The organism is Tissierella sp. QWL-11 (assembly GCF_058683765.1).
On sequence record NZ_CM178750.1, the window covers coordinates 1115195 to 1126745 of the forward strand.

At 29.8% G+C, this 11551-nt stretch carries 11 protein-coding genes and 2 other annotated features; of the genes, 10 read left to right on the forward strand and 1 reads right to left on the reverse strand.

Annotation, left to right across the window (positions count from 1 at the left end):
- Window positions 1–37 precede the first annotated feature (37 nt).
- The 3 genes from AC4PG3_RS05265 (at window position 38) to AC4PG3_RS05275 (ending at window position 3976) form a co-directional block, all read left to right on the forward strand.
- Entirely contained in the window at window positions 38–805 is a 768-nt protein-coding gene (locus tag AC4PG3_RS05265; RefSeq protein WP_492198014.1) for an ABC transporter ATP-binding protein, read from the forward strand.
- Window positions 798–2768 carry an ABC transporter permease gene (locus AC4PG3_RS05270; protein WP_492198015.1) on the forward strand — a complete coding sequence of 657 codons (1971 nt, stop codon included), beginning with the start codon at window positions 798–800 and terminating at the stop codon, window positions 2766–2768. The genes AC4PG3_RS05265 and AC4PG3_RS05270 overlap by 8 nt, the downstream gene beginning before the upstream one ends.
- A 236-nt stretch (window positions 2769–3004) precedes the next feature.
- The gene (locus AC4PG3_RS05275) at window positions 3005–3976 is read left to right on the forward strand and encodes a hypothetical protein (RefSeq protein ID WP_492198016.1); all 972 of its coding nucleotides are present in this window, start codon (window positions 3005–3007) and stop codon (window positions 3974–3976) included.
- Here AC4PG3_RS05275 and AC4PG3_RS05280 read toward each other — a convergent pair.
- Entirely contained in the window at window positions 3973–4638 is a 666-nt protein-coding gene (locus tag AC4PG3_RS05280) for a YetF domain-containing protein (RefSeq protein WP_492198017.1), read from the reverse strand. The genes AC4PG3_RS05275 and AC4PG3_RS05280 overlap by 4 nt on opposite strands.
- A gap of 101 nt (window positions 4639–4739) precedes the next feature.
- On the opposite strand from AC4PG3_RS05280, the gene thpR reads away from it, so the two are divergent.
- The 7 genes from thpR (at window position 4740) to AC4PG3_RS05315 (ending at window position 11547) form a co-directional block, all read left to right on the forward strand.
- A complete protein-coding gene (gene thpR, locus AC4PG3_RS05285) occupies window positions 4740–5270 on the forward strand; it encodes an RNA 2',3'-cyclic phosphodiesterase (RefSeq protein ID WP_492198018.1) in 531 nt (176 codons plus the stop codon).
- Between the two features lie 194 nt (window positions 5271–5464).
- Complete coding sequence (gene pyrB / locus AC4PG3_RS05290; protein WP_492198019.1) at window positions 5465–6388, forward strand: aspartate carbamoyltransferase; 924 nt, start codon at window positions 5465–5467, stop codon at window positions 6386–6388.
- Entirely contained in the window at window positions 6388–6816 is a 429-nt protein-coding gene (locus AC4PG3_RS05295; RefSeq protein ID WP_492198020.1) for an aspartate carbamoyltransferase regulatory subunit, read from the forward strand. The genes pyrB and AC4PG3_RS05295 overlap by 1 nt, the downstream gene beginning before the upstream one ends.
- Before the next feature lie 22 nt (window positions 6817–6838).
- A complete protein-coding gene (locus tag AC4PG3_RS05300) occupies window positions 6839–7567 on the forward strand; it encodes a dihydroorotate dehydrogenase electron transfer subunit (RefSeq protein WP_492198021.1) in 729 nt (242 codons plus the stop codon).
- On the forward strand, window positions 7564–8460 hold the full coding sequence (locus AC4PG3_RS05305) for a dihydroorotate dehydrogenase (RefSeq protein ID WP_492198022.1): 897 nt from the start codon (window positions 7564–7566) through the stop codon (window positions 8458–8460). Before AC4PG3_RS05300 ends, AC4PG3_RS05305 begins: the two co-directional genes overlap by 4 nt.
- A 113-nt stretch (window positions 8461–8573) precedes the next feature.
- Window positions 8574–8762 (forward strand) — a binding site (T-box leader).
- Between the two features lie 46 nt (window positions 8763–8808).
- Window positions 8809–10125 (forward strand): cyclic 2,3-diphosphoglycerate synthase, encoded by a 1317-nt coding sequence (locus AC4PG3_RS05310; protein ID WP_492198023.1) that lies wholly within the window; start codon window positions 8809–8811, stop codon window positions 10123–10125.
- Window positions 10126–10128: 3 nt separating this feature from the next.
- Window positions 10129–10317 (forward strand) — a binding site (T-box leader).
- A 42-nt stretch (window positions 10318–10359) separates the two neighbouring features.
- Window positions 10360–11547 (forward strand): M20 metallopeptidase family protein, encoded by a 1188-nt coding sequence (locus AC4PG3_RS05315; protein ID WP_492198024.1) that lies wholly within the window; start codon window positions 10360–10362, stop codon window positions 11545–11547.
- Window positions 11548–11551: the final 4 nt, after the last annotated feature.

Here is an 11551-nt window from a genome sequence, read left to right on the forward strand (position 1 = left end):
ATACTTAGTATATACTAAAAAAGTTGGAGGAATAAAAATGGAAATATTAACAGTAAAAAACTTAAAGAAAATATATACTACAAGATTTGGTGGTAATCAAGTAGAAGCTTTATCGGATATTTCTTTTTCAGTAGAAGAAGGGGAATATGTTGCAATTATGGGGGAATCAGGCTCAGGAAAAACTACATTGTTAAATATATTAGCTTCCCTAGATAAGCCTACTAGTGGAGAGATGCTTTTAAGAGGAAAAAAAGTTTTAACCATGAAAGAAAGTCAGCTTGCATCCTTTAGACGAGAACATTTAGGTTTTGTATTTCAAGACTTTAATCTGTTAGATACTTTTTCTTTGGAAGATAATATTTTCTTACCCTTAGTTTTGTCTGGAAAAGAATATAAGGATATGAAAAATAGACTTACTCCAATAGCTAGAGATCTTGGCATAGATGAATTATTAAGCAAATTTCCCTATGAAGTTTCAGGAGGTCAAAAGCAAAGGACGGCAGTGGCAAGGGCACTTATTACAAATCCGGAGATCATATTAGCAGATGAGCCTACGGGAGCATTAGATTCTAAATCTTCAGGGCAATTATTAGACATATTTTCTCAGATTAACAAAAAAGGCCAGACTATTTTAATGGTAACACATAGTACAAAGGCTGCAAGTCATGCCAGTAGAGTATTGTTTATAAAAGATGGCGAGATATTCCATCAAATATATAAAGGTGAATTATCAAATGAAGAAATGTTTGAAAAAATATCTCATACATTAACTCTTTTAGCATCAGGGGGGAAAAAAGATGAATAAAAACTTATATTCCAAACTTGGGAGAAATAATATAAGAAAGAATAAAAATACTTATTTTCCCTATATATTATCATCAATAGTTATAGTTTCTATGTTTTATATGCTATTAACCATAGCCAATAGAGTTGGATATGCTGATTTTTATGGAGATGCTTCTATGAAAAGTATATTGTTCTTTGGGGTAATTATCATAGGAATATTTTCTGTATTATTTATATTTTATACTAATAGTTTTCTATTAAAGAGAAGGACAAAGGAACTGGGCTTATATAGTGTATTAGGAATGGAAAAGAAACATATAGGAAAAGTAGTTTTTTATGAAATTATATATTCAGGAGTTTTTTCAATATTATCTGGAATAGTAGTAGGTGTAATATTTAGTAAATTAATGTTTGCAGTTTTATTAAATATTTTAAACTTAGATACATCTATTCCCTTAGATATATCTTGGACTTCAATGGGAATTACAATTATACTCTTTGCATTAATTTTTATTGTAGTAATTATATTCAATGTAATTAAAATTCATAGAATAAATCCTATTGAATTGATTACAGGAGGAAAGAAAGGGGAAAGGGAACCTAAATCAAATTGGTTTTTAGGATTAATAGGATTATTATCCCTTGGAGCTGGATATTATTTAGCACTGACCATAGAAAACCCTTTAACTGCAATAAGCATATTTTTTATAGCAGTTTTATTAGTAGGGGCAGGAACATACTTTATATTCACTTCAGTAAGCATAATAGTTATAAAACTACTTAGAAAAAATAAGAATTTTTATTATAAGAAAAATAATTTTATTTCAGTTTCCAATATGATTTATAGAATGAAACAAAATGCAGTAGGTCTTGCTAATATAGCTATACTTAGTACAGCAGTATTACTTACTATTTCTACAACAATCTCACTATATGTGGGAATGGAAGATGTAATGAAAACAAGATATCCTAGAGAAGTAATTACAAGTTTTGTATATGAGGGTCAGAATTTAAAAGAAATAGACAAAGTAATAGGAGAGCATGCACAGGATAAAGATTTAAAAACGAAGGATTCATTAAAATATTACAGTATGGGATTTTTGGCATATTTAAAGGACAATAATTTAGTAAAGGAACATGAAAATATATCCTTAGAAGATGTTTATGATATTAATATATATACTTTAGATGATTATAATAAAACACATGAATCTAATATAAAATTAGATAAGGATGAAGTACTACTTAATAGTGAGGACACTTCATTTAACTATGAAAGTATAGGAATTTTTGGAAAAGAATATAAGGTAAAGGAAGAACTAGAAGCAATAAAATTTTCATCAAATCCTGTATATAATACACTAAATATAGTAGTATCTGATATTGAAGAAATGACTTCTCTAATATCTATGATAAAAGAAGTAGACAATGAAGATAGAGAAAACTTTATATACTATAACTATAAATTTGATATTGAAGGACAATTAGAAAACAAAATCAGTTTTGGTTCTACCTTAAGAAGTAAATTAAATGAATCAATAGAAAGGGTAGCAGTAGTAGAAGATAGATATACATCAAGACAAAGCTTTTTATCCATATATGGAAGTTTGTTTTTTATAGGTATATTCCTAGGTACTTTATTTATGGTGACTACTGTATTAATTATATACTATAAACAAATATCTGAAGGATATGATGATAGAGACAGATTTGATATACTTCAAAAAGTTGGAATGAGCAAGAGTGAAGTGAAGAAGACAATTAAAAGTCAGACACTTATAGTGTTTTTCTTGCCCTTAATAACAGCTATTATCCATATTATGGTAGCATTTCCGCTGGTAAGTAAAATACTTGCCGTACTAAATCTAACTAATACGAAATTATTTTTAAGCTTTACAGGGATTGTAATACTAGTATTTGCAATATCTTATGGAATTGTATATAGATGGACGGCTAGGGTGTATTATAAGATTGTAAATTAAGTTTCAAATTCATAGATAATGAAAAAAATCAAGCTGCTATATGCTTACTAAATATATAGTAGCTTGATTTACTATTTCATAGGCTTTATTTGTTCTATAAATTATAAAATCAATTTAAATTTAAGTTTTTATTTGAGTTTTAATAAAATACATCTCCATATTTTGCTAATGAAAACATGGACATACTTTTAGTATAATTAGACTTATCAAAAATATCTAATTATAAGGAGATGAATATGGACATAAAAAGAACTGGATGTATAGTACTTACTGGATTAGGAATTATAAGCTTTGTTTTGTTTTCAGGTGAAGATAATCATTATGAATATATCTTACAAAGAGAAGATATAAGAGATGCTCTAGCAATAGAGGGTGTAAATGAAATAGTAGTTTCAACTGGACAAGCTATGGCAAAAATTAAAGATTTCAATGAAATACAAGAAATTAAAGAAAATTTAGATCCAAACAAACAAGAAGTAGTACATAATAATGAAACTCAAAAGTCAGTTAATGAAAAAAATAATATTATAGATGAAAAAGATGCTACATTAGCAGTAAATACACAAGATAACCAAGACTCTATTCCAAATTTTAATAAATATGTTTTAGATGTAATAAAAACTTATTCTTTAGGAGCTGGAAAATACCCATATTTATTAAATAATGATTTTAAAAACTATAATGGAGTAACAGAAGATCTATATTATAAAGGAGAAATATTATTAAAGGCTAATCCTAGTGGAGATAGGGCAAGTAATTGTACTGGGATTACTTTTGAAGTATTCTTTAAGGCAATGCAGAAGAGAAACAAGGATTTAGGATTATCTATGGATAACTTTAATGGTATGAGCAAAGATCAATTATTTGACTTTGCACTCACTTGGTTTGTGGCAATGGGAGATAAATCAGAGAGTAATCTTGCTGTAGCTATTGAAAAATATGGATTAGGAAATAGAATATATAGTTTAGAAGAACTCAGACCTGGAGATTTCATGGATTTTTCAAGGGAAAATAATACAGGACATACGGCTATATTTATAAATTGGATAAGACAAGAGGGAAAGATAATTGGATTTAAATATTGGTCCAGCCAAGGTTCAACTAATGGCATAAGTTATAAAGAGGAATATTTTAATATAAGAGATAAAAATGGGAATAAATATGGCAATGTGATCATAGATAAGCTCCATATTGGGCGAGTGAATTAATTTTTAACAATATAAAGGGATCCATCATTTTGAATTTCAGCATAAAATACTTGATCTATATTATTTATGTTTTGTGATTTTAACTGTGTATTTAACCACTCAGTACTTAGACCTAGTTCTTTTAGATTTTCATAAACTAAATGGGAATCTCTTATTATTTGTGAAGGTAAATATTTAGGTTGTAGGATGGGTATATCCATATCAGCTTTGTTTGGATTCAAATAGGATTCTTTTTTTAGGACACTGAGTTTGCCATTTGGCTCTAGAATAGCATAATCTACTTCCAAGACAGAAAATATATTTTGTTCTCTAAGCATTATAGAAAGATCTTCTAAACTTATTCTAGTTTTTTTCATAGAATCTTTTTCAAATACTCCTTTTCGAATAAGAATAACTGGTTGTCCATCAATTAATACTTTCAGCTTTTCAAATTTTAAGGTAATATATGCTAAACATGCAGTTAAGGCACACCATAGTATTAAACTTAACATTTTCTCAAAAACTGAACTCTCACTGGTAGATATTATATCTGCAGCCAATGATCCAATAGTAATACCTGTGACATAGTGGAAAAATGTCATTTGACTCATCTGTTTTTTACCAAGAAGTCTAGTTAAAATAAGTAAGCTTAAAAATGCTAAGGTAGTTCTTAAGAAAATCATTATATCCCTCCATAAGTATATTATCTCTATACTTTGGATATTTATTATATATTTAGGATATTAGGTAAAAATATAATAAAATAAAAAAAGAGGTGATACTAATGAGATTATTTATTGGAATAAACTTTAATGAGGAAATAAAAAATAAAATAGTAAATATAATAAATGATTTTAAAAAATATAGTCTAGAAGGAAGATTTATAAAAAAAGAACATATTCATCTTACAATAGAGTTTTTAGGAGAAATAGATGAATTAGATGTGGAAAAGATAAAAACTGCAATGGATAAGGTTTCGGTTTCTCACATTTCTTTAAGATTAGATAAAATAGGTAGTTTTAAAGGTAGGAATGGAGATATATATTGGATAGGATTAGAGGAGAATAAAGAACTGTTAGATATAAAGTCTCAAATTTATAATATGTTAAAGGATGACTTTCAATTGGATAAAAGAAAATATACTCCTCATTTAACAATTGGTAGAAATATAAAAATAAACAAGAATTCTGATGTTAATTTATTATTGGAAGAAAAAGAAAAAATTTCAATTCCAGTATATCAGATAGATTTAATGCAGTCTGAACAGGTAAGTGGGAAATTATCTTATAAGACAATTTATACTAAAAAACTATAAATTATTTAAAAAACAATTGTAGACTTTTAAAAAAATATATGATATCATTATAAAAAAATATATACCTTTAAACTAATCCTGTGAGATTAGTAAGGATAGCATATAAATTACCTAGCATACTTATGCCTTCCTTTATGGAAGGCATTTTTTTTAGAGCTATTCCTTAAAGGTCTAAAGACTAAGGAGGAAAGAACATGTTAAAAGGAAGACATTTAATAGACCCAAAAGACTTTAGCATTGAAGAATTAGAAGAGATATTTCAATTTGCAGAGGAAATAATAGAAAAGCCAGAGGAATATATTAATTTATGCAAAGGAAAAATTTTAGGAAGTTTGTTTTTTGAACCTAGCACCAGAACTAGACTTAGTTTTGAAAGTGCAATGTATAGACTCGGTGGAGAAGTAGTAGGGTTTTCAGAGGCAGGATCTAGCTCCGTATCTAAAGGAGAATCCCTTGCAGATACTATAAGGACTGTTGCAAACTATACAGATATTATTACCATGAGACATCCAAAGGAAGGGGCTCCCAAGTATAGCTCGAATTACTGTGAAGTACCATTAATCAATGCAGGAGACGGAGGACATCAGCATCCGACACAGACACTTACAGATCTTTTAACTATAAAAATAGCTAAAAACAAATTGTCAGATATGACCATAGGCTTATGTGGAGATTTAAAATTTGGTCGTACTGTTCATTCTCTTATAAAAGCAATGTCCAGATATGAAAATATAAAATTCATACTTATTTCTCCGGAGGAGCTACAAATCCCAGAATATATAAAAACAGAAATATTAAATAAAAATAGTATTGAATATATTGAAGTTGAAAGATTAGAAGAAGTTATAGATGAACTTGATGTACTTTATATGACTAGAGTACAGAAAGAAAGATTTTTCAACGAGGCAGACTATGTAAGACTTAAAGATAGTTATATATTAAATAATGAAAAATTAGTTTATGCCAAAGAAGATTTAATAATACTACATCCTCTACCAAGGGTAAATGAAATAAGCATGGAAGTAGATGAAGATCCCCGTGCTTGGTACTTTAGACAAGCTAAATATGGTATGTTTGTTAGAATGGCGCTTATAGCTAAATTATTGGGGGTTAGATAATGTTGAATATAAACAGTATTGAAAGAGGAATAGTAATTGATCATATTAAACCAGGATATGGAATTATAATATTTAAATACTTAAAATTAGATAAGGCAGACTTTACTGTGGCACTTATAATGAATGCAGTAAGCCAAAAATATGGTCGTAAAGATATAATAAAAATTGAAAATGAAATAGATATAGATCTTACTATGTTAGGATTTATAGATGCAAATATGACAGTAAATATAATAGAAGATGAAAATATTTCTCAAAAGATAAATCTTTCCCTACCAGATAGGGTAGAGGGAATTATGGAATGTAAAAATCCTAGATGTATAACCTCAAACGAGAGAGCTATTACCCACAAATTTGTATTAATTGATGAAGAAGATGGAACTTATAAATGTGAATATTGTGATCAGATATATTCTTTAGAAGAATAATGTGAAAAAGGAGAGGAATATGATGAAACAAGGTTATACAGATGGAATCATTTGCGAAAATAAAGAAATAAGTCCAAATATATATGAAATAATATTAGAAGGAGAATTTGAAGGTAAGCCAGGTCAGTTTTATATGCTTAGGGGTTGGAATGGATTAGATCCATTTTTGCCCAGACCAATAAGCATTGCAGACTTAGACAATGGAAGATTAAAACTCCTTTACGAAGTAAGAGGTAGAGGTACTCATATAATTTCAAAGCTTAAAAAGGGAGACAAACTTTCACTTTTAGGGCCATTGGGAAATAGCTTTGATTTAGAAGAGAAGAAGAAGATAGCTCTAATATCTGGAGGAATAGGAATAGCCCCCATGTTGTATTTATCCAAAAATCTAGATGCAAATGTAGATATTTATAGCGGATTTAGAAATAATGTATATTTTTTAGATCAATTTGAACCATATACAGATAATAGATTTATATCTACAGAAGATGGGTCGGAAGGGCATAAAGGTTTTATAACTCAAATTTTTAACCCACTAGATTATGATTTAGTGTATACTTGTGGTCCTACTCCTATGATGAATGTTGTAGTAAATATGTGTAGGGGAAAAGTTCCTGTATATGTATCTATGGAAAGTCGTATGGCGTGTGGTATAGGAGCTTGTCTAGGTTGTACAATTGAAACAATAAATGGAATGGAAAGAGTTTGTAAAGAGGGACCAGTATTCAAGGGAGAGGAGATAGTTATATGAATAAAGTAAATATATGTGGAGTGGAATTTAAAAATCCAGTAATTGCTGCCTCTGGTACCTTTGGATTTGGGAGAGAGTTTGAAGAATATTTTAATATAGAAGATTTAGGTGGGATTTCCACTAAAGGTTTGACTCTAAATAGAAGAGATGGAAATAAGGGAATAAGAATATATGAAACTCCTTCAGGGCTTATGAATAGTATAGGACTTCAAAATCCTGGTGTAGAAGGATTCATAAAAGAGGAGCTACCCTTTTTAGAAAAAAAAGATACTGTAATACTTGCTAATTTAGGTGGAAGTACTATTGATGAATATTTAGAAGGAATAGAACTATTAAATTCAACTTCTGTGGATATTATTGAGTTAAATATATCTTGCCCCAATGTGAAAGAAGGGGGTATGGCATTTGGTATAAAATGTGATTCAGCAGAAGAAATAGTAAAAAAGGCTAAAGAAGTCTGTAAAAAACCTATGATTGTAAAACTATCTCCAAATGCTGAAAATATCAAGGAGATGGCATATTCTTGTGTAAAAGCGGGAGCAGATGGATTATCTCTAGTGAATACTTTTAATGCTTTAGCCATAGATATAATAAATAGAAAACCAATATTTAATAATACAACTGCAGGCTTATCAGGTCCTTGTATTAAACCAATAGCTCTTAGAATGGTAAAAGAAGTAAAAGATGTAGTAGATGTACCTATATTAGGCATGGGAGGTATAAGCACTTGGCAAGATGCCATAGAATTTATAATGGCTGGAGCATGGGCTATACAAATAGGAAGCGCTAACTTTATAAAACCAGATATTTCTCTAGATATACTAAAGGGAATAGAAGAGTTTATGAAAAAAGAGGGAATAAAAGATTTAAAAGAGATAAGAGGAATAATTTAAAATATTAAAAATTGTTCTTGCAATTTGAAAAAGTTTGATATATAATCATTAATAATTCAAATTTGGAATATAATATACTATATAAAATTTTATATAAAACTAAAAAACAAATATTAAATCTTGTGATTGGAAGAGTAAATAGGAGAAGTTTCCAGCGAGTTAGAGTAGAGTGTGAGTCTAACAAACAGAACTTATTGAAAAGGACCCATGAAGATTGTCGGTTAAAGGCCGTTAAAAATTAGAGTGGAAATAATTTATTATTTCAATTAGAGTGGTACCGCGAATATCCCTTCGTCTCTTAATAGAGACGAGGGGTTTTTATTTTACCTAAAATTAGGAGGAAAAGTTATGGAAAAGATAAATATACTTATTATGGGAGCAGCAGGTAGAGATTTTCATGTATTCAATACTTATTTTAGAGATAATGAAACTTATAATGTAGTAGGATTTACAGCTACACAGATACCAAATATAGATGGAAGAAAATACCCAACAGAATTGGCAGGAAATCTCTATCCAGAAGGAATTTCCATATATTCAGAAGAAGATCTAGAAAAATTAATAAAAGAAAAAGAAGTTAAACAAGTCATATTTGCATATAGTGACATTCTTCACAAAGATGTAATGCATAAAGCTTCAACTGTATTGGCAGCAGGGGCAGATTTTAGACTAATGGGGTCTGAAAATACAAGTATCAAATCTAACAAACCTATTATATCAGTTTGTGCAGTTAGAACTGGAGTAGGAAAAAGCCAAACAACAAGAAAGGTATCTCAGATTTTAAAGGATATGGGAAAAAAAGTAGTAGCAATTCGTCATCCTATGCCTTACGGAGATCTCAAGGAACAAATTTGTCAAAGATTTGCCACTTATAAAGATTTAGATAAACATAAATGTACAATAGAGGAAAGAGAAGAATACGAGCCACATATAGATAATGATATTATAGTTTATTCTGGTGTAGACTATGAAGTAATTTTAAGAGAAGCAGAAAAAGAAGCAGATGTAATACTTTGGGATGGTGGCAATAATGACTTTCCATTTTATAAATCCGATTTAAATATAGTCTTAGTGGATCCACTAAGAGCTGGTCATGAAATTGCATATCATCCAGGGGAAACAAATTTAAAGATGGCAGATGTAGTAATTATAAACAAAATAGACTCAGCAGATAAAAAAGACGTGGATAAGGTAAGAGAAAATATAGAAAAATACAATAAAGATGCAAAGATAATAGAAGCAGCTTCTCCTATATCTGTTGAAAATGGTGAAAAGATAAAGGGCAAAAAAGTTTTAGTGATAGAAGATGGTCCTACATTAACTCATGGTGGAATGAAATATGGTGCAGGAATGGTTGCAGCTAAAAAATATGGAGCTAAGGAAATTGTAGATGCAAAGCCTTATGCCATAGGAACTATTAAAGAAACCTATGAGAAGTATAATCATTTAGAGACCATATTACCAGCTATGGGATATGGAGATAAGCAGACAAAAGAGTTAGAAAAAGTTATAAATAGTGTGGATTGCGATGTAGTAGTATCAGGTACACCTATAGATATCACTAGAATTTTGGATACTGATAAGGAAATAGTAAGAGTAGGATATAGTTTACAGGAAATAGGAAATCCAAATTTACAGGAAATACTCAAAGATTTCAATAATTAAATATTAGATCTTGTGATTGGAAGAGTAAATAGGCGAAGTTTTCAGCGAGTTAGAGTAGAGTGTGAGTCTAACAAACAGTGCCTATTGAAAAGGACCCATGAAGATTGTCGGTTGAAGACCGTTAAAAATTAGAGTGGAAATAATTTATTATTTCAATTAGAGTGGTACCGCGAATATCCCTTCGTCTCTTAATAGAGATGAAGGGATATTTTTATTTATAAGGGAGGAAGTAAATTGATAAAAAATTTTGATTTAATTATAAAAGATGTAGGAGAGATAAAAGAAGAGATAATTGAATGGAGAAGAGACTTTCATAAACATCCAGAGGTAGGATTTGATTTACAGAGGACCTCTAAAAAAGTTACTGAACTACTTAAATCTTGGGGAATCAAAATATTAACTGATGAAAAAAGTACAGGTATAGTAGCAATAATAGAGGGAACTGGAGAAAAAACTGTAGCTCTTAGGGCGGATATGGATGCCCTTCCTATAAATGAAGAAAATGAAGTGGAGTATAAATCACAAATAGAGAATAAAATGCATGCCTGTGGTCATGATGGTCACACTGCAATGCTCCTAGGTGCAGCAAAAATTTTAAGTGAACACAAAGATAAAATCAAAGGAAATATAAAATTCATATTTCAACCTGCAGAAGAAGGACCATCACCAGGTGGAGCAAAGCCTATGATAGAAGAAGGGGCTCTTGATAATGTGGATGCTATTTTTGGAATGCATTTAACTACAGAAGAGCCAACAGGAACTTTGGGAGTAAAGTTTGGAGGTGCAATGGCCTCAACCGATGTATTTGAAATTATATTAATTGGAAAAGGAGGTCATGCAGGTAGTCCACATAAGGCCGTAGATCCAATAGCCATGGCAGCTAAAGTAATAACAGAGATTCAATACATGACAAGTAGACAAATAGACCCATTAGAGCCTCTAGTAGTATCTGTAGGAAGTATACATGGGGGAATGGCAAATAATGTTATAGCAGATAATTGTAAGATTTCTGGAACAATTAGAACTTTTAATGATGAATTGAGAAAAGATATTAAAGAAAAAATAAAAAATATTGTAAAAAACATAACAAGTATATCAGGTGGAGACTATAAACTAAATATCATTGACGGTCTACCACCACTAATAAATGATGATAGTATGTCGGAGTTTTCATTAAAAGTGGGGGAAGAAGTTCTAGGTAAAGAAAATGTACTTTTAATAGAAAAAGCAACCATGGGAGCAGAGGATTTTGCATACTATGTCCAAAATATACCTGGAGCATATATGTGGCTAGGTGCAAGAAATGAAGAAAAAGGCCTTGTAAATATGATGCATCATCCAAAGTTCGACTTTGACGAGGATAGTCTTATTATAGGAGCAAAAATGCATGTTAATTTAGCTTTGAATTTCTTAGAAAATTAAAATA

What these genes read in the sequence shown, in the direction of transcription:
- AC4PG3_RS05295 (WP_492198020.1), top strand. Translation starts at nt 6,388, where the DNA reads ATGTTGAATATAAACAGTATTGAAAGAGGAATAGTAATTGATCATATT.
- AC4PG3_RS05265 (WP_492198014.1), top strand. Translation starts at nt 38, where the DNA reads ATGGAAATATTAACAGTAAAAAACTTAAAGAAAATATATACTACAAGA.
- AC4PG3_RS05305 (WP_492198022.1), top strand. Translation starts at nt 7,564, where the DNA reads ATGAATAAAGTAAATATATGTGGAGTGGAATTTAAAAATCCAGTAATT.
- AC4PG3_RS05270 (WP_492198015.1), top strand. Translation starts at nt 798, where the DNA reads ATGAATAAAAACTTATATTCCAAACTTGGGAGAAATAATATAAGAAAG.
- pyrB (WP_492198019.1), top strand. Translation starts at nt 5,465, where the DNA reads ATGTTAAAAGGAAGACATTTAATAGACCCAAAAGACTTTAGCATTGAA.
- AC4PG3_RS05300 (WP_492198021.1), top strand. Translation starts at nt 6,839, where the DNA reads ATGAAACAAGGTTATACAGATGGAATCATTTGCGAAAATAAAGAAATA.
- AC4PG3_RS05280 (WP_492198017.1), bottom strand. Translation starts at nt 4,638, where the DNA reads ATGATTTTCTTAAGAACTACCTTAGCATTTTTAAGCTTACTTATTTTA.
- thpR (WP_492198018.1), top strand. Translation starts at nt 4,740, where the DNA reads ATGAGATTATTTATTGGAATAAACTTTAATGAGGAAATAAAAAATAAA.
- AC4PG3_RS05310 (WP_492198023.1), top strand. Translation starts at nt 8,809, where the DNA reads ATGGAAAAGATAAATATACTTATTATGGGAGCAGCAGGTAGAGATTTT.
- AC4PG3_RS05275 (WP_492198016.1), top strand. Translation starts at nt 3,005, where the DNA reads ATGGACATAAAAAGAACTGGATGTATAGTACTTACTGGATTAGGAATT.